The sequence below is a fragment of the Proteiniborus sp. DW1 genome (genome assembly GCF_900095305.1).
GTDB lineage: Bacteria > Bacillota > Clostridia > Tissierellales > Proteiniboraceae > Proteiniborus.
In genome coordinates this window covers 1-25510 of the sequence record NZ_FMDO01000002.1, presented here as the reverse complement: position 1 = coordinate 25510, position 25510 = coordinate 1, and the positions used below count along the sequence as shown (strand labels likewise).

The following is a 25510-nucleotide window of genomic DNA, read 5'->3' as shown; positions in this document are numbered from 1 at the left end:
ATAAAAAAAGTGGATATTTATGTTATTCCCTCTTTTTTCATAAATATCCACCTTTAAATTCAATATCTATTAAATTTAATTGTGCTTTTCACTTCTATAGCCTAATATCTTTTGATTAATAATCTAATGAAATATGCTAACGATTCAGATTCAAATGTAACTAGTTCATTTTTATTACTCTACCTGTAATTACTCCATTAGAATCTCTTAAGAATTGGATTGCAAATAAGTTATCATCTTCTTTAATAATACATACCATGCTAGATAAACCCGTTTGATCATCTTCAAAAAGAGTTTCTACATGAGTAGACACTGTGATGTCTTCATAATCATAATATACATTTCCATTTTTATCGTAAGTAACCTCTCTAATAGATTCCTGTATTATATCACCTTCTACTGTCATTTCATCCCAATAAATATTTGTCATCTCATCTCTATCAACATCTGTTTTTTCTGGCTCTTTAAGTAACTCTTTCAGGTAAGCTTCTGCTTTTTCATAGTCAGCCTTAGACGTGTCTAATGGTAAGCCAAAAAGAGCATTAGCTCCATCATATTCATTATTAACACTTACTTCCCCTGTTTCTTCATCATAATTAAAAGCATTTATATCATAAAACGTACTTGTACTTATACAAAGATATAATCCCCTGTCAGCAAACATTTCAACTCCATCACATTCAATTAATCTATACATAACCCCATCTATCACAAATGAAGAATACCCACCGTTCATAGTTGCTATATTTACCAGCCATGGTTTTTGTCCTTTTATTAATGGCGAAATAAAAAAAGGAGTGGCATTATATTCTTCGTCTTGGGTATCTGGCATATTGCTTCCATCTTGTTTTGCTATAGAAACTACAGCGTATGTTCTATCTGGATGACTTTCTTCTGCTGAACTTCCAAAGTCACTTAGCCCCTCACCAGAAACTATTCCATGGAGGGTAAAAATATATTCACCTGAAGCAATTGACTCATTTATCACTATTGCATCTTTTGATTTAAATGCATCAGAAAGAGTTTTATCTCCAAAATGTTCTGCAACTTGATTTGGAGCAAGAAGGTTCCAAGTAGCATATACTGCTGCTGATAATGTCAAGATAAGTAGTGCAGCAACTAACGCAACTGGTATACGTCTTTTACGAAATAATTTATTTCCATCATTCCCCATAACTTTAGTATTTAACTGACTGATTATCTTTTGATTTAGAGTTTCACTAGGCTTAACCGTTGGTGTAAGAGTTCGTTTCAAAAGTATATCCAACTTCTCTCCATTTTTCATGCTCATTACCTCCTAGAATAGTCTTTAAAGCCTTTCGGGCATTATAAAGCCTGCTTTTCACAGTTCCTTGTGGTATTTTTAATGCTGATGCTATGTCTTCTATTGACATTTCTGCAGTATAGTACATATACAAAGGTATTTTATACTTATCACTCAATTTATCAACTGCATTATGTATTATAATGCTTAACTCGTTCGATATAACAATATCTTCTGGAGTTGATTCACTCCTAATACTAACATTTTCATATAATTCTTCTGTTGGTGCTATTTTTTGGCGCCAAAGATATTTCCTTCTCTTATTCTTCCATAATCTTATTGCAATACTAATTAAAAATGCTCTAGGATTTTTATTTACGTCAATTTTATGACATAGCTCCATTGCTTTTAAAAATATTTCTTGATACAAATCATCTGTGTCTGCTTTGTTTTTTGTAAGTTTATAACAAAATCCATAGATAGCATCACCATGTAAAGCTATAAGATTGCTTAATTCTGTAACCTCCAATTTAATCCTCCTCTCATAAAAAATTCATACCTTTGTAAATGTCTCTCACTATATATTGTCATGGCATAAAAAAAGGTTCACTTAAAGTATACTTTAATAAAAACACTAAGAAAGTATAGAGATTAAGTAAATTTTTAACTCTTTAAAATCGCTTCTTTGAGTAGCTCAATCCTAATCTTGTTAAAGAGCCTAAAATCAATGGTAATGTTCTTTTGTGTTCATTAAAATAGCTTACCTAAAAGGTAAGCTGTTTTAATCTACCATTTGATGCAATATTGAAGGTAGTGAGGGAAGGATTCATATATTCTTATAAAGTCAAAAATAATCGTCCTTTATGGCTCTATTTTAACTCTTTTGTCTCTGGATTCCTTTTTAGCATAATCATATACCAAGTAGCTAGTACTATACCCTTAAATATACTTGATATGCTTATTGCCCACCATACTCCATTAAGCCCAAGACTAGTTGAAGAAAGTATAAGGGCTGCTGGTATCCTAAGCCCATTAAATACTATTCCTACTATTGATGGAGGAATAGTTTTGCCTAGTCCATTAAAGGCACCTGCTGTAGTTGCCTCTATACACATAAATAGCTGTGAAAATGCCAATATCCTTAAGTAAACTACTCCATATCTTATAGTCTCTTCCTCTTCAATAAAAATAGAAAATAATGGTTTTGCAGCAAAGAATAATAAACAAGTTGTAAGTATTCCGATTATAGACATTATTGTTATTCCAGTAAAATATCCTCTGAAAACTCTTGGCCACTTTTTAGCGCCATAGTTTTGTCCAACAAAAGCACTCATCGCTGTCTGAAATCCACCTGCTGTCATCCAGGATACGGCCTCTATCTGAGAGCCTACTTTTTGCACAGCAATTGGTATAGGCCCCCACTGTGCAATAATTCTTGCAATAATCATTGCAAATACGGTAAAGAGTCCACTTTGAAGGGCTACTGGAAATCCTAGTTTGATTATTCGGCTTAGATGCGCCATATCAGGAGATGTAAGGAGATTTAAGCCTGAAAAAAGCTCCGTTCTTTTCCTAACCTTTGTGATAAATATAATAGTTACAGTAGCTTGAGCTATTACTGTTGCTATGGCAGCCCCTGCAACTTCTAGCCTAGGAAAAGGTCCAATGCCTAAAATCAATACAGGATCTAAAATCATATTAACTATTAATCCTATTGAATTTATGACAAAAGGTGTTTTACTTTCTCCATACCCATTAAATATTGCAGTAAATACAGGGTTTATAAAATAAAATATTAGTCCACAAGCTATAATAACTAAGTATATGATGGCATTGTTTATAATATCTATCTCTCCAAGATTAAAAAATCCTATTAATGGTTTCCTAAAAGTTATAAGTGTAAAGGCATAAAGCAATGCAAGGCATACAATCATCTGAATACTATGCTTTATATAGACCTTTGCTTCGTCCATATCCTTCTTACCTACTGACTGAGCTACTCCCACCTCTGCTCCTATTTTAGGTATTAAAATAAATGCCATTGCAAGCCATGTAAAGAAGCCTGCTGTGCCAACTGCAGCAACAGCTCTAGATCCAATCTTGCCTACCCAAATCATATCTGTCATATTGTACGCCATTTGAACAAAAGATGTTCCCATAATAGGAATAGCAATCCTAAACAATGCTTTTAATATGTTTCCTTCTGTTAAGTTACTTGTCTTAGTCATTCAATTATCTACTCCCTCTCATAGTCAGATTAAAAAGATATGTCCATACCGCTATTTAAGTTTACCTTAATAGGCTTATCTATGATAATACTATTTTCTAATACAATTGAGTCATAAGCAATTATCTGTACGCCATTTTCGCTTGCTAATTTAACTGCCTCTGAAAAGTTTCTATCCATTTGCCAGTTTAGCCTAAATTCCTTAGGGCCCTTCATTTGTATCAGAAAGAATATGGTTCCTCGGTAGCCTTTCCTAACTGCCTCTATCATTTCTAAAACATGTTTTGCTCCTCTTTCTGTAGGGGCATCTGGAAACATGGCAATACCAGCGTTTTCCAAGGTAACTCCTTTGACTTCTATAAGGGCTTTTTGTTCTTTGGATTCATAGTAAATATCATATCTTGAATTGCCAAATGTAACCTCTCTCTTTGAATAGGATACATCTCCTATACCCTTAATCTTGCCTTCCTTAAGTGCTTCAAATACAACTGCATTTGGAACTTGGGAGTCCATGTTGACTATCATATCTCCCTTCCAGACAGCAATAAGCGAATATCTTGTCTTTCTAGTTGGAATATTAGAACAATCTTCTAGTATAACTTTAACTCCTGGCACAAGTAACTCTTTGCACCTTCCAGTATTTTTTACATGTACTGTTTCTTCTTTTCCATCAATAAGCACTTGTGCTATAAATCTATTAGGTCTTTTTTGAAAAATCCCTTCTACAACTTTTAAGTATTTCATTATAATCTCCTTAGTTTTTAATAATATAAGAGACAGATTCATTGATTACTTAGCAAAGACATCTGTCTCCTTAATTAAAATCTTTTCATATACCCACATTTTCTACATAGCTCTTCTATTGCTTCTCTTCTAGAAAAGCCATTGACTATACTTTTAGCTCTGTTACTTTCTATTATATCTGAAAATAGCGTTTTACTTATATTTCCTAGATTAATTATTCCTTCTCCATCTAGACAACAGGGCACTACAGTTCCATCTACTAATATACCTACTTGATTTCTGAGACCATGGCAAAATCCTTTACCTGTATCTTCTATCTCTTTTAGGTCAGGCCACTTAAACTCATAATCCTGGTTCAGATATACTCTATCAGCTATTTTAATCCCTCTACTTGGAATAACTTTTTCCTCAATTTTATAGTCTAGATTAAAGCTTTTTTCTATTATCTCTAATATCTGGCTATTTCTTTTTCTTTGGAGATTCGTAGCATTGTCCATATCTAGATTCCATAGTCTCAAGGATATCAATATATTAGTTTTATCAACTGCCTCTTTTGCAAATGAAATGATATTATTTATATATTCATCCTTATTATCTAGTCCATCATTTCCATCAAAACTATGAAGAGAGAAATTAACCTGCCTAAGTGCAGATTTTAATAATAACTTATCCTTAGCTTTATTTATTAGAGTACCATTTGTAGTTACATTCACCTTGAATCCCTTTTCATAGCTTAAATCTAAAAACTTATCTATTTCTGGATGAAGAAGTGGCTCTCCTTTTACATGAAAATAGATATAATCAGTATATGGTTTTATTTGTTCTAGTATATTTTTAAAGATTTCTAGTTTCATAAATTCAGGTTGCCTCACTGTTTGAGGACAAAACCTACAAGAAAGATTGCATACATTTGTTATTTCTATATATATTTTTTTGTATTTCTTCATATGTTTTTGCTCCAGTATTAGTCTATTATTTTATAAGCTTTGAAAGCTCCTTAAATACAGGAGTACCAGATACTTTCAATAGGTCAAACACTATTGTTTCTGTATTAGAAATGACAGCACCCATTTTGTCCATAAGTGAAAGTCCATTTTTATAGTTTTCTTTTGTTCTTGAACATACAGCATCCTCTGCTATAAAAACCTGATATCCATCCTCTAGTAAGTCTCTTGCTGTTTGAAAAACACAAACATGGGTTTCCATTCCTGTAATTATAACTTTCTTTCTACCTATGCTTTTAAGAGCTTGTTTTACTTCTTCAGTATAACCTGTAAAAGACATCTTCTCATAAATCAAATCTTTATCAATATTTACACTTATTTCTGAAACTGTTGAACCTAATCCCTTTGGATATTGTTCAGTCCCTATAACAGGAATATGCATTTTTTGTGCTGCACTTATAAGTATGTTAGTATTATAAATGACCTTTTTTCCATATTTCATTGCAGGAACTAGGCGTTCTTGAATATCAATTATCATCAGTACAGCTTCTTCTTGTTTTAATGTGAATTTATCCATTTACATGCACTCCTTTATATTGATAATATTCATATTTTTAAAAAGTAAAGTATTGATGCTTTCCTCTATATAATACCATTTTTTTAGATATAATTATATAAATTCTTATCTCCTCACTCAATAATATTATTATATCATCTATCTATTTTGAATCAGTATAATAAAGATTAATAATATGTTATAATCTTCCTATGAATATGCTAGGTGATGATCATATGAAATGGAAAAAGCGGACTCGTCCTGGCACGTTTGGATTTTCCGAAAACTCTGAAGATTCCCTTTATCCTAACATATTGGTTTATACAAAATAAGTATGGCGCTAATTAAATAATGTTAATCATTAAACTAAATGCCAGGGAAAACTCCCTGGCATCATTGTATTAGCACAAGTCAAAAGAACATGTCCTTAATCATAACTAAAGATATCGCTATTTTAATTCCTCAATTTTTTCTATAAGCTTTATAGGATTAACTATTTTACCAAGCTTTTGAGTATCATTTATAGTTATTGTTTCACTAGTATTATATGCTTCCTCCCAGAATACTTCTGGTGTAATATCAGGATCAACCTGACATGCTAGAGCATATAATCCTGCAACATATGGGACTACCCAGCTCATACCACCCTTTCGATAGAATGCATAATCTTCAATACCTGTAGGACTAGCAGTACATCTAGAATCCATAGGAATTAATAACTCATCGTTATTATATATAAAACTTTTCCAGTATTCTCCCTTTGAAAATGAAGTAAGCTCATCTGCACTCTTTAATGGATCACGTCCGAGTCCCATAAAAGGGTCACTACCAACATATACAGTATATATCCCTTCCTGTTTTGCTTTTTCTATGGATTCAAGTGCCTTTTTATAGCCATTTGCCCAATCACCTATTCCTAAAGAAATTGATATGACTCTAATTTTTTCACCTTCAGGTAAAATCTTGTTGATTTCTACAATACGATCTATTGACTTTGCAAGCCAAATAAGGTCATATTGAAATTCTCCATCTTTATATACTCCATGGGTTTCTGCAATATAATAAAGGTCAGCCTCGGGTGCTACACCAACTGTCTTACCTACAGCTATAGATGCGACTGCAGGACCATGCATCATTGCAAAATCATCACCACAATGAATTTCTTCATACAATTTCAATTGATCCTTATATTCTACATGATCAACTAGTAAGCCTTGATCTATTATCGCAATGCCAATTCCTTTGCCAGTGATTCCTTTTTTATGAAGCTCTCTTACTCCCAATCCAGGATTCTTTCCTAGTTCCATAATTAACTCTGGATCAAAGCCATCAGGTAATTTATCAGGCCATTTAGTCTTGCTATCAAAATCTGCATAGATCAAGTCTTCAAATCTTCCCTCTAAATCAAGCTCTGTAAGATCTCCACTTCTTAAATCAACTTGCCACATTTCATCTGAAGCAGGGTTATACTTAGGTAACATAGTCATCTTCCCAGGGTGAAAAACTGTAAAATCTGCTGGTGCAGGTTTTCTTACAATACTCAACTCATTGTCTGGTGAAAGTAATGTTTTATATCGCCCTGACTCTTCTGATTGCTCTTGATTTTCAGATTGTACATCTTGTTCAGATTGTTCAACTTTCTCAGCACTTTCTTGCTGCTCAAGCTGTTCTAATTGTTCTGGTGACTCCATTTGTACCGTTTGTGGTGAAGTACAACCAGTTAATAAAATAGTTATCCCCATGAATAAACTCAATAATCTTTTCATTCTACTCCCCCAATTCCTTATTTATATTTAATTTTTTGCAAATTAGCAAACTAGTGCTCTCTATATTCCCTTTATATCCCTAAGCTACGCACATATGTATTTACTATTATACAAATAAAGTACTTTTCATCTCTTATCCATCTATTCCCATAAAATAATCCCATGACTTGCTATATTCCCGTACCCATCAGTATGAATCACAAGACTTTTCCAGTTACTATATACAGGATTAGGAGAAAATCTATATGTTGGATTTCCATTACCACCAATCCATAAATCTGAGTAAGAGCCTAGGCTTGAAAATACTTTCCTTGATATTTTAGGGTTCTTCTTAAACTCTTCTTGTCCTATCCCAAGCTTTTCATACAAATCAGAATATCCAAATACTAAAACCATATTATTGCCGCCAACGCTTTCCATTAATCTTTTATATATGTATGGTTTTATATTTGATCTACCACCTTTATTTTCTATTTGACTTCTCTTATATCTATAGGCAATAGGTGTTTTTCTAATCCTTTCTCCTGTGTTAGCAATTTTATCAAGGAATAATTAATCGTACTGCAACTATTATCCACAAGGCATACTGTAGTCTTGGGTTAATCTTGCCCTTAAGGCTAAACCGGATTAAGAAAATAAAAAGTATCAGTAGAGATGATGTAATAGTTGTTTGTATTAAAAGATTAAGTATTTCACTCATCTTTCCCATCCTTTTCGACTAAGGCCTGCTCAAGGGATTTTATCATAGAATTGATTTCATTCTCTGTTATGTCTTCACTTTCAACTAAAGACGAAACAAGTAGTCCCACTTTACCATCAAATATTTTTTTTACAAATGAGCGAGTTGCCTGTAATACCGTATTGTTTTTGTCTAGCAAAGGATAATAGAGCCTAGCAGGACTTCCTTCCTCCATACGAATATATCCCTTTTCCATCATACGTTTTAGAAAAGAAATAATAGTATGTCTTGTCCAGCCTGTCTCTTCTTTCAAGGCATCTTCCATTTGTCTAACTGTTAAAGGGGACTCCTCCCATAAAAGCATCATTATCTTCCATTCAGTATCTGTAAGCTTTACTTTTTTACCTTTACTCATAATATCACCTCCATTGTAATCAATTGCCTACCAATATATTATACCTATATACTAAATTTGTCAACAATTTCTTGTAGACATTTGCTTACTATTTTTATTGGATATATTTCTAACAATCTATGAAAAGTTAATCAGCTACTAAGAAAAGTGCTCTATACAGTTATCTTAATTCATAATAATCTTGAATATAAGCTAATAATTAGCATACAAAATAAAAGAACAGGTTCCCTGATTAGTATAAATTTTTCTAATCAAGACACCTGTCCGTTTAGTTTAATTACATTTTAGCCAAAATAAGTCTATTAATGATAGTTGAATTACAAAAGTCATATCCCTTATATGTCATGTTCTACTGATTATATTATTCTATTCTGATAACAGCCTCTTCTCCCCTGTTATCTCTTGTATAGGCTTGATATTTTGTGTTACTTCTAGGGTTCCCATATACTTCCCATCTTTATCTCTTACTGCAAAGTATCTGATATAGATGTATTCTCCTCTTAGTTTAATCCAAAAGGCTTCGCTGTCCTTTGTTCCACTTTTGAAGTCATCTAGTATTTTCTCCACTGTTTTTACGCTGGCATGTGGGTGGCAGTTTTGTACTGTACGTCCTATTACTGATTTAGTTCTTGGGAAGAATCTCTCCTCTGGTTGTGAGAAATACTTTACTATATCATCCTTATCTATAAATGTAATATCAAAAGGAAGAGTGTTTAACAAGTTTTCAAGTTCCTTAACCTTTAATATTCCTGTATTAAACTTAACATATCCAGCAGGACCACCTGTGGTTTCTTCCTTAACTATCTTCTCTACTGGTGCTCTTTCTGGCACCCATTTTTCAGTAGGTGCTACTATACAGTATCCTATTTCTTCACTATCCTCAGCAATTTTTAGCCACTCGTCCTCAGTTAGCACATCTAATAGCATAGGCAGCATTATGCTTTCTTCTTTGAAAATCATATCTAAAATTCTTTGTGCCATGATTTCTGCCTTTTTTTCTATTTCTTCCATGTCTTTCATGTCTATATTTTCTTTAAGTAATAGTGCTTTAAAATCCTTAATTTCCTTACGTATCTCATCATCTACTCCCCACATTACCTTTGGTGGAGCTGTGATTCCATACTTCTCCATGTAAGGGAATAAAATATTTTCCTTTCTACTATAGTGCTTTTCTATGTCCATTAGTAGATTTACATCTTCTATAATACTGAACTTTACTTTGCCCATTCCATTTGATACAAAATCCTTTACCTTAGGAAGTATACTGTTCTTTACTAAATCCTCTATTGCAAAGTTTTCTTCCTTAAATACCCTTACTGGGTGACCTGGTTTTTCTTCTTCATTTGTCTCACTGTGGATTTCCTCTATTGACCCTTTAAAAATTTCAGCATGAACATCACATAGTCTTTGGATTTCCTCAACTGGCATTCCGTCCTTGATTAAGCCTGCTTCCATTTCAGATATTTCGCTAGCCGATACCCCACTTATAAGATTTGCAAATTGGTCCTTAACTTCTTTAGGGTCCTTTCCATCATGTAGCTGCATGATTATATCTTTTAGTATAGCCTGTCTTTTTTTCTTATTAGGATCTTCTAATACCTCTCTGTTATTAATTAATTCACTCATTTTTCTTTTCCTCCTTTAAATTATTTCAAAACCATTTTCTTTTAATTTTTCTTTTATTTTTTCTATATCAACGCTTTTCATTTGTGCACCTTTAAATATGGTCATTACTCTGCCTGCAGTATTCATCATAATAGGATTTGCTATATCTACAAATCCAAGGTCTTTTAAAATATCTTTTATCTCTGGGTATTTAGTACATAATTCATAGATAGTCTCGTTTAAAGATATGGTTTTATTCATAATATTCCTCCATAACTTAATTTATATATCTAATATACCCTTATCTTTCTAAAAATAATGTGATTGAAATCAATTCTCAATAAAAAAACTGATTACTGTAAAACATTCAGTAATCAGTCTTTTTATAATGAACAGTAAAAAATCTATTTAAGATATATAAATATCCCTAAAAAGTGCATTACGCTTCCGCCTAGTACAAACAAATGCCATATTGCATGATTATATGGTATCTTCTTTATTGAGTAGAATATCGTACCCAATGTATAGATTATTCCTCCTGCTAATAGCCAAATAAAAAATCCTTTAGGTACCATCTCTAGCATAGGTCTTATAGCAATAACTATTATCCAGCCCATAAGCACATACATAAGCACAGATACCATTTTAAATTTATCAAATTTATTGTAGGTAAATATCTTAAAGCCTATGCCAAATAGTGCTATAGTCCACACTGCTGTTAATATTCCTATTCTCCAATACCCTGTCATAGACAAAAGTGTAACTGGAGTATATGTACCTGCTATAAACAAGAATATAGAAGAATGGTCAAATACTCTAAGTATTTTTTTTATCTTTTCATTCTGGAAGCTATGATATAGGGTTGAGGATGTATATAAACATATAGAGCAAAAACCATAAATACTAAAGGCTACTATTGATATTACACTTCTATCCCAAATTGCATATATAAGTAAAATAGTTAAGGTAACTACACTAAATAAAATACCTATTCCATGAGTTATACTACTGGCTATTTCCTCATTTAATGAATAAGCCTTCTTTGAAATTTTATTAAGATCTACAGATTCATTTAACTCTTTCATCAAATCACCCCACTAATTGTTTTTATATCTATATAATATCATATAGTTTTTAAAAACACTAGTAGTAGTATTGGTAAATATATAAAAATTTATACCTATTTTTTGAGTTTTTTTATATATAAAAACCCGCATCTGCGGGTTTAAATATTTGCTATCCTTTAAAATCAACCTTTACAGGTCTTCCTTTTTCATTTAATGTAACTTTAGTAATTTTTACTAGTTTTTTCTCATCGTTGATTTTATCACACTCAAGTACTTGATATGTTTTTGAAGTATCTCCATTAGCTTTAAAAACATCACCTAGTAATTTAAAGAATGAGTATGGATGGTCTGGGTCTTTTAGACAAATCATAGATGAATTTGTTTTTGCCATTGCGTCAGTAATTAATTTTGCATAATCAATATCTTTAAGGTCTCCAATTAAGTAATATCCAGCTTCATCATTTAAATCATCAAAACTTTTAACCTGCTTCATTGTTGAATTAGCCTTAGCTACAGCTCCTATTGTAGCAAAAAGAGGAAGAATCCCCCATCCTTTGTGTCCTGAAACAATAAAAGAGTCTTTATTTGCTACTGCTCCTTCGATATATTTTGCAAATGCTTCTGTCATAAATTCTTGGTCTACTAATTTCTTTAACATTGGGTTCATATTATCACTCCATCAAAAAATTTATCCTATGATTAGATTTTCTAAGACTCTATAGAAAGTAATCTTAGTTTATGTTTAATTTAAGGATTTTATTATATTGTTATTTTTTTGTTTAGTAAAAAAGAGTTCAGGTAAAGAGCATGCCTTACCTGAACTCTGTATTAGTCTTTATTTGCTCCATTTTAAGATAAGGTCTTTTGCTGCCTTAGCTTCATCTACTCTTCTAACTGGTGTGCTATATGGTGCATTCTTTAATAGTTGAGGATCATTTTCTGCTTCCTCTGCTATCCTGATCATAGTTTCTATGAAACCATCTAACGTTTCAACACTTTCTGTTTCAGTAGGTTCAACCATTATTGCTTGATCAACAATTAATGGGAAGTATACTGTTGGTGGATGATATCCATAGTCTAGAAGTCTCTTAGCAATATCTAATGTAGTTACTTCTAAGTTTTCTTCTTTTAATCCACCTAATACAAACTCATGCTTACATACTTGATCTAGTGGTAAGTAGTAGTAGTCTTTAAGCTTATGCATCATATAGTTTGCATTAAGTACAGCTGTTTCACTAACTTCCTTAAGTCCTTCTGCACCTAATGCTAGTATATAAGTATATGCTCTTACTAATACTCCGAAATGACCATAGAAGCCTTTCATCTTGCCAATTGAATCTGGGCAATTATAGTTTAGAGTATATTTGTCCCCATTCTTTTCTACCATTGGACATGGAAGGAATTTAACTAAGTCTTCTCTTACTCCAACTGGACCGCTTCCAGGACCTCCCCCGCCGTGAGGTGTTGAGAATGTTTTGTGTAGGTTATAATGCATTACGTCAAAGCCCATATCGCCAGGTCTTGTAATTCCCATGATAGCGTTCATATTAGCACCGTCATAGTACAATAGGCCGCCAGCCTCATGTACTAGGTCAGCTATCTCTTTTATATTCTTTTCAAATAATCCAAGAGTACTTGGGTTAGTAAGCATTAAACCTGCAACTTCATCATCTAATACAGCTTTAAGTGCTTCTATATCTACTGCACCATACTTATCGGATTTTATCTCTACGATATCAAAGCCTGCAACCTGTGCACTTGAAGGGTTAGTACCATGAGCTGAGTCTGGAACTATTATCTTATTTCTCTTGCTATCTCCTCTTGAAGCATGGTATGCTTTAATGATTAATAACCCAGTAAGCTCTCCATGTGCTCCAGCTGCTGGTTGTAGAGTAGTTCTAGCCATACCTGAGATTTCTGAAAGATACTTTTCAAGATTGTACATTAACTCTAAAGCACCCTGTACAGTTTCTTCAGGTTGATATGGATGTAAATCAGCAAAGTTACTAAGTGCTGCCATATCTTCATTTATCTTAGGATTGTATTTCATAGTACATGATCCTAATGGATAGAATCCTGTATCTAGTCCGTAGTTTTTATTTGAAAGATTAGTAAAGTGTCTTATAACATCTACTTCACTCACTTCTGGCAAGTCAACTTCTTTTTCATTTAAAAATTGGCTTGGTATAATTGATTCTAGTGGAAGCTCATTTACATCTAGTTTTGGAAGACTATATGCAGTTCTTCCTTCCTTGGAGATTTCAAATATTAGTTTATCATATTTTTTAATCATGCTATATCACCTCCAAAGCGCTAACTAGCTTATCAATTTCTTCTTTTGTTCTCTTTTCTGTAACACAGAAAAGAAGTCCATTATTAAGCTCAGCATAATCTTTTCCAAGCTCATATCCACCAAGAATTCCTTGATTTAGAAGCTCTTTATTAACCTTGCCAGCATCTATATCGCTTGTAACTGCAAATTCCTTAAAGAATGGTTGGTTGAACAATGGTTTAAATTTACCTGATTTAGTGATTTCATTGTAAGCATAGTGAGCTTTTTGTGTGCTTTGTAGAGCAACTTCTCTAAGCCCCTTCTTACCCATTGTTATCATATATATAGCTGCCATAACCATGTTTAAGCCTTGGTTTGAGCATATATTTGAAGTAGCCTTATATCTTCTTATATGCTGCTCTCTTGCTTGAAGAGTAAGCACAAATGCTCTATTGCCATCTGCATCCACAGTTTGACCTACTATTCTTCCAGGAAGCTTTCTAACAAGCTTTGAAGTAGTAGCTAGGAATCCTAGATGTGGACCACCGAAGTTAAGTCTATTTCCTAAAGACTGTCCTTCTCCAACTACTATATCTACACCTAAATCTCTAGGAGTTTTTAGTATTCCTAGGGAAATTGGGTCAGTATACATAATTAGGTTTCCTTTATTTTCGTGAATAATCTTTTCAACTTCTGTTAAATCTTCGATTATTCCAAGGAAGTTTGGACTTTGAACTAATACTGCTGCAGTTTCTTTAGTTACTAGAGATTTTAGCTTTTCCACATCTGTAACGCCGTCAACCATATCTACTTCTATTAGCTCTATATCTCTTACTGACAGATAAGTTTTAAGAACTTCTCTAGTCTCTGGATTAACAGTTTTAGATACTATAACTGATTTACGTCTTGTGTTTTCACAAGCCATTATAGCTGCTTCAGCTGCTGCAGTAGGTCCATCGTACATTGATGCATTAGTCACATCCATACCAGTAAGATTAGTCATCATAGTTTGATATTCAAAAATTATTTGTACTGTTCCTTGGCTTATTTCTGGTTGATAAGGAGTATATGCAGTATAGAACTCAGACCTCATAGCAAGATGCTTTACTATAGATGGGATATAATGATCATACGCTCCTGCTCCTAAAAAGCATACTAATTCATCTGTACTTTTATTTTTACTTGCAAGGCTTTTCATATGGTTTACAATCTCTATTTCAGACATTGCGTCACCAATGTTAAGCTTTCTGTTTAACTTTAAGTTATCTGGTATATCAGAAAATAAGTCGCAAACGGAGTTTACGCCAATGCTTTCAAGCATTCGCTTTTTATCAGCCTCCGTATTTGGTATATATCTATGCATACTATTCCTCCTTACTACAGAAGTCTTCGTAAGCCTCAGCATCCATTAATTCTTCAAGTTCTGATTCATTTGAAAGCTCAATTTTTGCAATCCAGTTTGCATATGGATCTTCATTAAGTAATCCTGGTTCTCCTTCTAAGTCTTCATTTACTTCAATTATTTTACCTGATACAGGTAGATAAGAGTCTGAAGCTGCTTTAACTGATTCAACTACTGAGAAAACATCTCCTTTGCTTAACTCATCGTCAACTTGTGGTAATTCAACATAAACGATTTCTCCTAATTTGTGTTGTGCAAAGTCTGTAATTCCTATAGTTGCTTCATTTCCTTCTACTTTAATCCACTCGTGATCATTTGAATATAAAAGACCTTCTACTATTTTCATAAACAAATTCCTCCTTGATTTTAATTTTTATTTTTTATATTTAGTTTATTTTTTATAATGCTTTTGATAAAATCTCTTATTTACAACTTTTGCTTTTAAACTTCTATTTCTTACTTGTATGATAATTTCTGTATCAAGTTCAGTATATTCTATATCAATCAATGCTAGACCTACATTTCTTTTTGTAGAAGGTGAGAAATATCCTGTTGTTACATATCCTATTTTCTTACCATCTGCAAAAACTTCGTATCCATGTCTAGGAACACCTTTGTCTATCAATTCAAAACCAACTATTTTTCTCTTTAAGCCTTCTGCTTTTTGTTTAGCTAAGGCATCCTTTCCTATGAAATTCTCCTTATTTAGTTTTACGAACATCCCATATCCTGCTTCTAATGGAGTAATGTCCTTTCCAAGTTCATTCCCATAAAGAGGAAGGTTTACTTCGAATCTAAGTGTATCTCTAGCACCAAGACCTGCTGGCTTTAGTCCTTCTTCTTTTCCAGCTTCCATTATCTTATCCCATAACTCTTCTGCATGGTCATGGTCAAAGTAAATCTCAAATCCATCTTCTCCAGTATAACCTGTTCTTGAAATCAAGCAGTTCACTCCTGCTATGTTCACATCTCTCTTTAAATAGAAGAATTCTATTTCTGAAAGATCTGTATCAGTAAGCTTTTGAACAATTTTCTGTGCATTAGGTCCTTGAACAGCAACTTCAGATATATCATCTGAAAGGTTCTTAACAGTTACATCAAAACCCTTTGAATTTTCATTAATCCAGTCTACATCTTTTTGAACATTAGCTGCATTAACTACAAGGAAATAATGATCTTTTGAGAACTTATAAACTAAAAGATCGTCTACAACTCCTCCATCTGGATAGCACATAAAACAATATGCTATTTGGTTATCATTAAGTACTGCAATATCATTTGTTACTAAATATTGAACAAAATCTAATGCTTGTGGGCCTGTTATCTCTATTTCTCCCATGTGCGAAACGTCAAACATACCTGCCTGTGTTCTTACTGCCTCATGTTCTTGTGTCAAACCTTCATACTGTACTGGTAATGCCCATCCTGAATAATCTACTATTTTTCCACCATGCTTAAGATGAGCATTATAAAGTGATGTCTTTCTTGGTTCTGTCAAAATAAACTCCTCCTTTCAAAATATAAAGTTACTTTAATTAAATTTTAGCTAATTTAGCTAATATAATTATACAACTAACAAAAAAATATATTCACTACAGAGGGCAATATAATATAATATACCCAAATCATAAGTAAATCTTACAATTATAATTATAAAAAAAGGAATATAATAGCATTAAAGCATTAGAAAGCCATGTGCCATTATATTCCTCTGTTTCCTAACCTGAGAGCTTCTGCATTTATGTAATACATTTCTCCTTCGGCGCCGAATAACCGGACTCTTCAGAGTTCTATCTGATGACGATACTTTTGCCTGAAAGTTTCTATAAGGACCGGCCTGTCTTATATTGCTTCTTCGGCTATCTTATGAAAAGATATCTCACGCCACCTTCATCTAGTACAATATTTATTTGGTTAACCTGCTCGCATTAAATCATAATATATTTTTTTATAAATATCAACAATTGATATATTTTTAACTTAAGTCTCGTTAAAAAATTAACTATTTGTTTCTAAAGTATAGATTTATATTGTGATTTAATGAGGCAGCACATTTTTGGCTATCCGCTTTATCATATTAATTTGTCTTTGCTGTATCTATAATGATATTACATATCATAAAAAATATCAATAACTATTGCTTTATTGTATTATTTTTGTTAAACTTTTAACCATTGTTTTTTTACTAGATATGTATTCTTTTTATTTATAAACCTTAGCAAATAATTTATTGGCTAATTTACTGGACTATAAGTAACAACTACAAATTACTTTGTATTTTTGTTAAAATTTCTACTTATTAAATAGTCCTTAAATTTGTATATCTCCTACAAGCAAAATATGATACAATAAAAATCATAAATTATATTCAAAACAGATAATTGAATTATTAGACTCTTGGAGGTAAAATATGAGCGATAAATGGTGGTATATGGTTAGAGACTTTCAAATGAAATTTGGACATCCCTATAGAGATACTCCTAAGCTTCTTGATTCTGATAGAGTATGTAAGAGATATAGCTGGATGCTCGAAGAGATAAACGAGTTTAAAGAAGCCAGTGATATATATGAACAGGCAGATGCAATGATAGACTTAATGTATTTTGCATTGGGAACTCTTGTTGAAATGGGGGTCAAACCCGATAAAATATTTGAGATTGTACATAATGCAAATATGGACAAGCTATGGAGCGATGGAAAACCTCACTACAATGGAGATGGAAAAACTATGAAGCCTGAAGGTTGGAAAGATCCTTATCCTAGAATTAAAGAAGAAATAGATAATCAGGCTAAATAAACACATAGATGTATTTATAAAAACTGTAAAGAATAAGGGTTCTAACTATTAGAACCCTTATTCTTATTTTATTCTAGGCATATGTTTTTGCCTTTTAATTTAAATCTTTCAGCTATTTCATCTTTTCTTTTCTTAATATCTGTAGAATTTATAGTATACATTACTCCTTCTACTGTATTTATGAAATGCTCATATGGAAGCCCTACTGACATTTCTTCATCCTTCCATTTTGCCAGCATTCTAGTACTAGGACATAAAGCAGATATATTCATTTGTCCTGTTAGATAAGGTACTACTGTAATTTCAGAGCAAATTGCCTGCATAGCTCCATAATCTAACTCTGGCTTTATTCCAAGATGATATACATATCCTTGAGTTAGTCTCATTACCTGATAAGGATTAGCAATAAATATCACTACATCTGGAATAATATCAAAATCATCTAGAGGCTGTATTAATACTCCATAAGTCGTAAACCCTGCTCGATGCAAGCTCTTTATTTCCTTTCTCATTCTATATGCTGTAGCATTTGTGGCATAAAGATTGTAGGAAAAATATTCTCTCCCAGATTCTATGGTTTCATTGCTATCTTCTAAGGATAAAGCAGTAGTTCCACCATCACACCCATGATTAGATAACTTTGATTTAAACCTAAAGCCTCTAGTAGCCTTCTCAACCATAACACAATATGCTGTTTTCCCCTTTATTTCATTTACCTCACACTTGTTATATTCTTCCTCTGTAAATAAAAGTTTTATGCCTACTGGTTTACGTTTTAAATCTAGCATTAACTCTAAATTCTCAACATATTCTTTAACTATTTCTTTTGGAAATTCTTTTGGGCTATTACCATAAAATATATTATCGTGTCTATAAGGTGACATACAATCCCTCCTTTAGTATCTACGCACCTATTCCTGTGCCTAACTTTAAAACTTTAAAATATTTCAATGCCATGACTACTCCTAAACAAAATGTAAACCATATTACCATAGCTATTTTATCGAGTTTTTCTATTTTTATCTCTTTATAAAAGGTTCTCTCCTTATATGTGCCAAAAGCCTTACTTTCCATGGCTAATACAACTTTTTCTCCTTTTCTAATAGCTGTAGCTAGCATAGGGACAAAATATCTTTTAACAATCTCTGTTTTCCCAAAAAAACCCTTTTTTTCTTCAATACCTCTCACTACATGAGCTAATCTAATTTTTTCTAGTTCATCCTTAAATGTTGGTAAAAACCTATAGGCAGTCAAAGTTGAATATCCTACTACATATGGGAGCTTTAATTGTTGTATTAAGCTTAATATAAATTTTACTGGTTAATATACTATCAAAGGCTGCCTAGATTTATCTAAGCAGCCTTTCCACTATGCATTTACTTTAGCATTTTTATTAATTTTATTTATTGCATATACTAAGGATGGAATAAGTATCATTTGAATAACTATTCCAGGAAGCCCTGTAACTATTGCCCCTTTAACAAATGCAATGGAATTCATCTGTATACCAAATCCTGATGACAATACAAATACTACTATCCCTGCTGCTACCCTACCTGCTATCATGGCTATTATAAGTGATAGGATAGGAGCAAGTCTTAATTTTCTACTAGCCAAAGAAGCTACAAGTCCATAAATACCCAACTCAAAAAACATTATTACTCCCATAGGAAATATAACTGGCATTCCTGTAAGTAAGCTGCTAACTAATGGTGTAACCATACCTAGTAATAATGCTAAAAATGGTGGAAGTACAAATCCTCCTATTAGAACTGGAATATGCATAGGTAAAAATACTGGTCCCGTCCCTCCAAAAAAATGAAACATCATAGGAGTAACTAAACCTAAAGCCAACAACAATCCTGTAACGACTAAATCCCTTGTAGTGAATCTTTTGTTCATCATATTACCTCCCCAAAAAAATTAACCATGAAAGCTTCCTTCATGGAACAACCTTCATGGTTCTATTTTTCTAATATTGACTTTACTTTTTCAATCATTTCATCAAAAAGCTGTTTTAATTGATAGCCTTCAAGGCCAATTATTTCAAAATTACATTTACTTACTGGGAGCAGTAGCTTTTTAGCTTTACTGCTTGCAATTGCTACTGCCATTTTTGGGCTTATTTCCCCCATCATTGAGTTGGCAGCAATTATTGCCATAGGTCCAATAATAATATCTACTTTATCGCTCATCCATACTATTGCATTTTCACCAGTAGCTCCATCATTGCCTCCTGCTTTTAGCATATTAGCTGTAGCTTGGGAGTTCGCTCCCAATACGATGATTTCAATATCATCTCTCTTTAAAGACTTCAGTCTTTCTACAATTTGACAGCCTATGCCTCCACCTTTTCCATCTATTACAGCAATTTTCATATTAAGCCCTCTGTTTCATTCTATCTAGAAATTCAGATATTTTTTGAATTAGCTCCTCTGGACTTTCCACTTCCTGAGATAGCTTCTCTACTGGACACATATCTGTTTTATCTCTATTTTTAATGTATGGTGAGCTTTCATCATAAAAGAAGCTGATACTGCCATTTTCAAGAATCTTTATAGCTTCGTCAGAAATAAGCTTTGTATAAAGCTTTCTTATACCTGCATATTTACAAAGGATAGCAGCAGCTCTACCTATAACTCTATCTGCTATACTAGCTCCCCTAAGATCTTCCTTAAGCTCTAAGACAGCAGTATATATGGGCTTTATTCCCTTGTCAGTACTTGTAAATATTATTTTGTCCTCTTTAGCTATGGCTATTGTAAGATCTCTTTGTATTAGAGACTCTTTAGCTAATTCTAAATCCTTCATCTGCTCAGCTCCTAGTATTTGAATATATGTATATGATACCAAACTTTATCATGTTTTTCAATTCTATTGTACCTCCACCTAGAGACTCTGTTTAGAATGTTTGACCTAAGCAAATTTAATAAAGCACGTTCTCTTTCATTTTTAAATATAGTACTTCTTTGTTTAATCTTAATGTTTGAATATATTACAATTATTGAATATACTATAGATAAAGTAATGGAATAATAGTATATATTTTTTTATGTATCATGACTATAAGGCTATCTGGTAACATGTCAAGAGAAAATGTTTAAAGAAATCATGAGAAATGTTTAAAAAAGGGGTGATTGACTGTGAACTGGTTTGTAACTGCACTATCTGTACTTTTTATATTAAATATTTTCTTAGCTTTTGCACTGATCTTTCTCGAAAGAAAGGACCCTGCTTCAACATGGGCATGGCTCATGGTTTTAGTACTAGTTCCTTATTTAGGTTTCATACTATATCTCACTTTAGGGCGAAATCTTAGCAGAGAAAAAATGTTCAATACTAAAACTGAAGAAGACGTAATAATAAGAAAAATCATGATGGAACAAGTATCATACCTGCAAAGCAATGAAATAGATTTTAATGATGAAGAAATGATAAATTATCAGGATATGATAAGGATGCAACTAATTAGTGATGATTCTATATTTACTCAGGATAATGAAGTTGAAATATTTACAGATGGTAAGGAAAAGTTTGAAGCCCTATTAGATTCTATCGAAAATGCAAAGCATCACATTCATATGCTTTATTATATAATCAAAAATGATAGTCTAAGTAGAAAGGTTATAGCTGCTCTTACAAAAAAGGCTAAAGAGGGTGTTGAAGTTAGACTTCTTTATGATGCCCTAGGTGGTAGAACTCTAAGAAAGAGCTTTTTTAAGGAATTAACTAAGGCTGGTGGAAAAGTAGCATCCTTTTTTCCATCAAAAATACCTCTTATTAACCTAAGAATTAACTATAGAAACCATAGAAAGCTAGCCATAATAGATGGGAAATGTGGCTTTATCGGAGGCTTTAATATTGGAAACGAATATATTGGACTAAGTAAAAAGTTTGGATACTGGAGAGATACTCACTTGAGAATCAAGGGTAGTGCGGTTCTCATGATGCAAACTAGGTTTTTCCTGGACTGGCGGCATACTACAAAAGAAAAAAATACATTTAATGAAAAATACTATCCAGTAATAAACTCAAATGGAAAAACTGGGATACAAATAGTGTCAAGCGGTCCAGATTCAGAGCAGGAGCAAATTAAAATAGGCTACCTTAAGATGATAAACTCCGCAAGGGAAAGCATATATATTCAAACTCCATATTTCGTTCCAGATCAAAGTATACTTGAAGCCCTTAAAATAGCTTCTCTTTCTGGAGTAGATGTGAGGATAATGATACCTAATAAGCCAGACCATATGTTTGTTTATTGGGCTACATATTCCTACATAGGCGAATTATTAGATTTTGGTGTAAAGGCATACACATATGAAAATGGATTTATTCATGCAAAGACAATAGTAGTAGATGGGAAAATATCTTCAGTAGGAACTGCAAATATAGATGTAAGAAGCTTTAGGCTAAACTTTGAAGTAAATGCTTTTATTTATGATACTAAAACATCTACAAGGCTTAAAGAAATTTTTGAAAATGACTTAAAAGATTGTAATGAAATCACTATAGAAAAATATAAGAAGCGATCAATAATAATTATTATTAAAGAATCTATTTCTAGACTACTGTCTCCTGTTCTATAGTCATGTAAAATTCAAGGGTATTTAGATTTTTTCTAAATACCCTTTATAATTAGACTATTTATGCACTTTCAATATTGTATTTTTGTGTCTTCGAATTCTTATATATTAGATATACGAAAATCATATTAAAAAACAAGCATACGGGAATAGTATAGTATGCCATAGGCACCCCTACAAGGTCGTTCAACCATCCGATAACAAAGTTTATGACCATACTTATGGCAGATGAAGCAGTAGTAAATATACCGATAATATAAGTAGTATTTTTCTTAAACACTTCGTTTGTAGATAATATCAGAGTAGGAAAAACAACTGAAAAGAAAAGCCCTGATACTCCAACTAAGGCTAATCCATTCTGCCCAATTACTAAACCTGAAAAATAAAATAAGAATGCCAATACAGATGATATTAGTACAGTCTTAACTGTACCTAACTTTTCGGCTATAAATCCTCCTAAAAGTCTTCCCAATGCAAAAGTGCCAAAGAATAGTGTAGTATAATAAGTTCCTTGATTTTCACTATATGCATAGGTCTCCTTCATATAATTAACAAACCAGTTTCCAGTGCCTATTTCAGCCCCCACATAAAATCCTAAAGATATCATATAAAAATAAACTAGCTTGTTTTTGAATATAGATTTATAATCTATTTTTTTATCTTCCTTAGACTTTTCTATAAAAGGTATCTTTACAGGAATAAAAGCAAGAAGAACTATGAAAAACAATATTGAAATACATAAGTACATGGTTCTCCATTCTACTCCCTTAGACAAAAGGAGTCCTGCAGTTCTTTGAGTTATAGTGGCGCCTACTCCAAAACAAAAGTGTACTAAATTCATAATTATTGCTTGAAAGCTTACAGCTATTATAGGTATTACTGTATTTATAGATACCCCTATAAAAGCCCACCCAGCATTTATGAGAAACATACCAATCATTAAAACCACAAAGTTAGGGCTAAGGTACAATGTGAATAGAGAAATAACCATAAGAGCTACTCCTATGCTTATTAACCTCTTATGTCCCAGAGTTTCACATATCATTCCCCCTAAATAGGCAAAAATTATATATCCTATTGAGCCAGCAACTAGCATTATCCCCATATGGGTATCCTGAACTAAGAAGTCAGACTTAAATGAGGGGATGAACACTCCTCTCAGATTATCACCCATTGCTGATAGAATCATAATAATAAACAAAAATGCAATAACTAGATAATTAGTTTTTTCCTTAGACCCGTTGGCTTTAACCACTGCGGCTTACCTCCTAAAAGTGATGTTCTTCATCATATTCTACCAGAAAATCAATAGTTTTTCTATTAAATATAATCTCCTTATTTGCCTCTTAACTTTTTAAAAAAATCTTTCATTATTTGGGAACATTCCCTTTCCATTACACCCCATACAATATCAGCTCTATGGTTAAAGCTTGGGTTTTGTGCTATATTAACTACAGACCCACAAGCACCCATCTTAGGATCCTTAGCTCCAATAACTATTCTTCCTATTCTTGAATTGACAATAGCTCCCGCACACATGGCACAAGGCTCTATAGTCACATACATAGTACAGTCAATTAGTCTCCATCCTCCTAGATACTGACTAGCTTTCTTAATGGCTATTATTTCAGCATGGGCAGTAGGATCCTTAAGTGTCTCTCTCATATTGTATCCTCTTGCTATGATTTTTTGATTATTTACAATAATAGCACCGACAGGTACTTCGTCGATGCTATAGGCTTTATAGGCTTCATCTATTGCAACTTTCATGAAATATTCATCCATGGCTTTCACCTTCAAAAAATAATAGTGGCGCACCCGAGAGGAGTCGAACCTCCGACCTACGCCTTAGGAGGGCGTCGCTCTATCCTGCTGAGCTACGGGAGCACCTTAGTATAATACCTAAATATTATATAATATTACTGCTATTTTGTCAAATGTTCAAGTGCCATCAGCTCAGCTTTACTTTTTTTACTTTTAAAATAGATTTGTTATTAAATCAAAGAGCATATCTAATATATTTTTCTTTTGAATATTCTCTCTGACAATTAAATCTATAGTATGTTCCTGTCCTTTTGTGTTTGATACTATTACTTTTCCAATTACTGTACCAGCTTTAACAGGAGCCACAATGTTTTCATCTATTATTATATTCTGCTGAATTCTCTCGCCTTTCTTTACAAGCATATATAAGTCGTCTTTAGGGAATACCTTGATATTGCTTTTTTTGGCATTGACAATATTTATTGACTGTTTAGCCACATCTGTATCCAAAATTTGGCGGTAATAATAATTTTCAAGACCATATTCAATTAATTCTTTGCTAATGTTTTTTCTATCTTCATCACTTTTAGTTCCCATTACAATGCCAATTAGTCTAAAAGGCTTCTTATTCCTCTCACTTTCTTTAACTTGAATAGTAGTAATTAAGCAACGTCCAGCTTTATCAGTAAACCCAGTTTTAAACCCATCCACATCCCTAATCAAATTAAGAAGTGGGTTTGTATTCTCTCCACTGTAATCTCTAGAGTCTATAAAAATCTTATTCATTTTGGTAATTTCTAAAACTTGGGGATACTTTTCTATAACATATCTAGTAAGCTTAAACAAGTCCCTTGTACTCATCATATTTTCTACATCGTTTTTTAATGGATATCCACTAGAGTTAAAATACTTCGTCTTTTCAAGACCAAGCTCTTTTGCTTTTCTATTCATTAGCTTGACAAACTCTTCTTCGCTTCCAGATATATGTTCCGCTATAGCAACGCAAGAATCATTTGCAGAAACTATCATAATTGATTCAAGTAACACCTTAAGGCTTAATTTTTCTCCCTCCTCCAGTTTAAAGGACGAGCCAGGAGTCTTAGCTGCTTTTTGGCTTATGGTTATGACATCATCCAAGCTTGCTTTTCCAGTTGATACTTGATCCATTGCAACTAAATAAGTCATTATTTTAGTCATACTAGCTACCTCTATCTGGGTATCTATAGAATACTCATAAAGTATCTCTCCACTTTCAAATTCACCTAGCAAAACTGCTCTAGTATCCTTATGTAGGTCTGCTCCATATGAAAAAGTAGGCATTAAAAGCAGTATGACCATCATAATGCAAAGTAATCTTTTCTTCATTCTGTCCTCCTAGATGTATTTTAAAATTTATCTATAAATAATATTATATAAGAAAAA

General features: G+C 32.7%; 27 protein-coding genes, 1 tRNA gene and 1 riboswitch. Of the genes, 2 read left to right on the top strand and 26 right to left on the bottom strand.

Annotation, left to right across the window (positions count from 1 at the left end):
- Positions 1–160: 160 nt before the first annotated feature.
- From DW1_RS00155 to gcvT, 17 genes are all read right to left on the bottom strand, one after another.
- Positions 161–1285, bottom strand: coding sequence for a hypothetical protein (locus tag DW1_RS00155; RefSeq protein WP_074348392.1), 1125 nt, complete (start codon positions 1283–1285; stop codon positions 161–163).
- Positions 1227–1793 carry an RNA polymerase sigma factor gene (locus DW1_RS00150; protein WP_074348390.1) on the bottom strand — a complete coding sequence of 189 codons (567 nt, stop codon included), beginning with the start codon at positions 1791–1793 and terminating at the stop codon, positions 1227–1229. Before DW1_RS00150 ends, DW1_RS00155 begins: the two co-directional genes overlap by 59 nt.
- A gap of 340 nt (positions 1794–2133) precedes the next feature.
- A complete protein-coding gene (locus tag DW1_RS00145) occupies positions 2134–3492 on the bottom strand; it encodes an MATE family efflux transporter (protein WP_074348388.1) in 1359 nt (452 codons plus the stop codon).
- A 29-nt stretch (positions 3493–3521) separates the two neighbouring features.
- Entirely contained in the window at positions 3522–4235 is a 714-nt protein-coding gene (gene sfsA / locus DW1_RS00140) for a DNA/RNA nuclease SfsA (protein ID WP_074348386.1), read from the bottom strand.
- A 74-nt stretch (positions 4236–4309) separates the two neighbouring features.
- Entirely contained in the window at positions 4310–5182 is an 873-nt protein-coding gene (locus DW1_RS00135) for a radical SAM/SPASM domain-containing protein (protein ID WP_074348385.1), read from the bottom strand.
- A 25-nt stretch (positions 5183–5207) separates the two neighbouring features.
- Entirely contained in the window at positions 5208–5756 is a 549-nt protein-coding gene (locus DW1_RS00130; RefSeq protein ID WP_074348383.1) for a hydrolase, read from the bottom strand.
- 428 nt (positions 5757–6184) lie between these two features.
- On the bottom strand, positions 6185–7501 hold the full coding sequence (locus tag DW1_RS15710) for a S8 family serine peptidase (protein WP_242942406.1): 1317 nt from the start codon (positions 7499–7501) through the stop codon (positions 6185–6187).
- A 141-nt stretch (positions 7502–7642) separates the two neighbouring features.
- Positions 7643–7921, bottom strand: coding sequence for a hypothetical protein (locus DW1_RS00120; RefSeq protein ID WP_143474320.1), 279 nt, complete (start codon positions 7919–7921; stop codon positions 7643–7645).
- 272 nt (positions 7922–8193) lie between these two features.
- On the bottom strand, positions 8194–8595 hold the full coding sequence (locus DW1_RS00110; protein ID WP_074348380.1) for a BlaI/MecI/CopY family transcriptional regulator: 402 nt from the start codon (positions 8593–8595) through the stop codon (positions 8194–8196).
- A gap of 366 nt (positions 8596–8961) precedes the next feature.
- A complete protein-coding gene (locus DW1_RS00105) occupies positions 8962–10221 on the bottom strand; it encodes a DUF438 domain-containing protein (protein WP_074348378.1) in 1260 nt (419 codons plus the stop codon).
- A 15-nt stretch (positions 10222–10236) separates the two neighbouring features.
- On the bottom strand, positions 10237–10461 hold the full coding sequence (locus DW1_RS00100; RefSeq protein ID WP_074348376.1) for a DUF1858 domain-containing protein: 225 nt from the start codon (positions 10459–10461) through the stop codon (positions 10237–10239).
- A gap of 143 nt (positions 10462–10604) precedes the next feature.
- Positions 10605–11285, bottom strand: coding sequence for a PAQR family membrane homeostasis protein TrhA (locus DW1_RS00095; protein ID WP_074348374.1), 681 nt, complete (start codon positions 11283–11285; stop codon positions 10605–10607).
- Between the two features lie 151 nt (positions 11286–11436).
- Positions 11437–11925: a hypothetical protein gene (locus DW1_RS00090; RefSeq protein ID WP_159433524.1), complete on the bottom strand. Its 489-nt coding sequence runs from the start codon at positions 11923–11925 to the stop codon at positions 11437–11439.
- Positions 11926–12102: 177 nt separating this feature from the next.
- Positions 12103–13557, bottom strand: coding sequence for an aminomethyl-transferring glycine dehydrogenase subunit GcvPB (gene gcvPB, locus DW1_RS00085; protein WP_074348397.1), 1455 nt, complete (start codon positions 13555–13557; stop codon positions 12103–12105).
- Positions 13558–13561: 4 nt separating this feature from the next.
- Positions 13562–14902 carry an aminomethyl-transferring glycine dehydrogenase subunit GcvPA gene (gcvPA, locus tag DW1_RS00080; RefSeq protein ID WP_074348371.1) on the bottom strand — a complete coding sequence of 447 codons (1341 nt, stop codon included), beginning with the start codon at positions 14900–14902 and terminating at the stop codon, positions 13562–13564.
- A gap of 1 nt (position 14903) precedes the next feature.
- Positions 14904–15287: a glycine cleavage system protein GcvH gene (gcvH, locus tag DW1_RS00075; protein ID WP_074348369.1), complete on the bottom strand. Its 384-nt coding sequence runs from the start codon at positions 15285–15287 to the stop codon at positions 14904–14906.
- Positions 15288–15332: 45 nt separating this feature from the next.
- Positions 15333–16439, bottom strand: a complete 1107-nt coding sequence (gcvT, locus tag DW1_RS00070) for a glycine cleavage system aminomethyltransferase GcvT (protein ID WP_074348367.1) — start codon at positions 16437–16439, stop codon at positions 15333–15335.
- Between the two features lie 203 nt (positions 16440–16642).
- Positions 16643–16737: riboswitch (glycine riboswitch) on the bottom strand.
- A 614-nt stretch (positions 16738–17351) separates the two neighbouring features.
- Between gcvT and DW1_RS00065 the strand changes: the two genes are divergently transcribed.
- A complete protein-coding gene (locus tag DW1_RS00065) occupies positions 17352–17738 on the top strand; it encodes a pyrophosphohydrolase domain-containing protein (RefSeq protein ID WP_074348365.1) in 387 nt (128 codons plus the stop codon).
- Between the two features lie 68 nt (positions 17739–17806).
- Here DW1_RS00065 and DW1_RS00060 read toward each other — a convergent pair whose 3' ends face one another.
- The 5 genes from DW1_RS00060 to DW1_RS00040 form a co-directional block, all read right to left on the bottom strand.
- On the bottom strand, positions 17807–18622 hold the full coding sequence (locus tag DW1_RS00060; protein ID WP_074348364.1) for a DUF169 domain-containing protein: 816 nt from the start codon (positions 18620–18622) through the stop codon (positions 17807–17809).
- Positions 18623–18641: 19 nt separating this feature from the next.
- Positions 18642–19046 (bottom strand): CbiQ family ECF transporter T component, encoded by a 405-nt coding sequence (locus DW1_RS00055; protein ID WP_083605423.1) that lies wholly within the window; start codon positions 19044–19046, stop codon positions 18642–18644.
- Positions 19047–19106: 60 nt separating this feature from the next.
- Positions 19107–19640 carry an ECF transporter S component gene (locus DW1_RS00050; protein WP_074348360.1) on the bottom strand — a complete coding sequence of 178 codons (534 nt, stop codon included), beginning with the start codon at positions 19638–19640 and terminating at the stop codon, positions 19107–19109.
- A 62-nt stretch (positions 19641–19702) separates the two neighbouring features.
- Complete coding sequence (locus tag DW1_RS00045) at positions 19703–20116, bottom strand: DUF3842 family protein (RefSeq protein ID WP_074348358.1); 414 nt, start codon at positions 20114–20116, stop codon at positions 19703–19705.
- A 1-nt stretch (position 20117) separates the two neighbouring features.
- On the bottom strand, positions 20118–20549 hold the full coding sequence (locus DW1_RS00040; protein ID WP_074348395.1) for a DUF1893 domain-containing protein: 432 nt from the start codon (positions 20547–20549) through the stop codon (positions 20118–20120).
- A gap of 326 nt (positions 20550–20875) precedes the next feature.
- Here DW1_RS00040 and cls point away from each other — a divergent pair, with 326 nt between their 5' ends.
- The gene (cls, locus tag DW1_RS00035) at positions 20876–22327 is read left to right on the top strand and encodes a cardiolipin synthase (protein ID WP_143474319.1); all 1452 of its coding nucleotides are present in this window, start codon (positions 20876–20878) and stop codon (positions 22325–22327) included.
- 58 nt (positions 22328–22385) lie between these two features.
- Here the strand turns inward: cls and DW1_RS00030 are convergent, their stop codons facing one another.
- The 4 genes from DW1_RS00030 to DW1_RS00015 all read right to left on the bottom strand — a co-directional run bounded on the left by DW1_RS00030 (position 22386) and on the right by DW1_RS00015 (position 25453).
- Entirely contained in the window at positions 22386–23579 is a 1194-nt protein-coding gene (locus tag DW1_RS00030; protein WP_242942405.1) for an MFS transporter, read from the bottom strand.
- 80 nt (positions 23580–23659) lie between these two features.
- Positions 23660–24109: a tRNA adenosine(34) deaminase TadA gene (tadA, locus tag DW1_RS00025; RefSeq protein ID WP_074348355.1), complete on the bottom strand. Its 450-nt coding sequence runs from the start codon at positions 24107–24109 to the stop codon at positions 23660–23662.
- 25 nt (positions 24110–24134) lie between these two features.
- A tRNA-Arg gene (locus tag DW1_RS00020) sits at positions 24135–24211 on the bottom strand.
- A gap of 90 nt (positions 24212–24301) precedes the next feature.
- The gene (locus tag DW1_RS00015) at positions 24302–25453 is read right to left on the bottom strand and encodes a D-alanyl-D-alanine carboxypeptidase family protein (RefSeq protein ID WP_074348353.1); all 1152 of its coding nucleotides are present in this window, start codon (positions 25451–25453) and stop codon (positions 24302–24304) included.
- Between the last annotated feature and the right edge of the window lie 57 nt (positions 25454–25510).